General features: G+C 60.1%; 1 protein-coding gene. It reads right to left on the minus strand.

Annotated features, from left to right (window positions below):
- A partial coding sequence (gene hflK, locus J5M56_RS24625; protein ID WP_207938014.1) for an FtsH protease activity modulator HflK occupies window positions 1–494 on the minus strand: 494 nt, incomplete at both ends.

Consider the following 494-nt stretch of genomic DNA (forward strand, 5'->3'; position numbering starts at 1 on the left):
TCGGTGACATGCGGCGTGACGTCCGTGTTGTTGCTGGCGGCCGAACCGGTCACCGGTGCATTACCCGAACTGTTCTGGATCATCTTGTCCAACGGCAGGTAGAGCAGATTGCTCTGGCCGTTCTTGTTGCCGGTCACGAGGACCTTGCTGGTATTGCTGAAGACTTCCTGCATGGTGTCCAGGTACAGACGCTCGCGGGTGACTTCAGGTGCCTTGCGATACTCGGCGACCAGTTTGGTGAAGCGATCGGCCTCACCCTTGGCGCGCGAGATGGTCTCGTCGCGATAACCGTTGGCATCTTCGATGATGCGCTGGGCCTGACCACGGGCTTCCGGCACAACGCCGTTGGCGTAGGTTTCAGCCTGGTTGCGCGAACGCTGCTCGTCTTCACGGGCGCGGATCACGTCATCGAAGGCTTCCTGTACTTCACGCGGTGCCGCTGCGCTCTGTACGTTGACCTGGGTGACGGTGATACCGGTGCGATAGGTATCAAG

This window comes from Pseudomonas sp. 51_B (assembly GCF_017491595.1).
GTDB lineage: Bacteria > Pseudomonadota > Gammaproteobacteria > Pseudomonadales > Pseudomonadaceae > Aquipseudomonas > Aquipseudomonas promysalinigenes.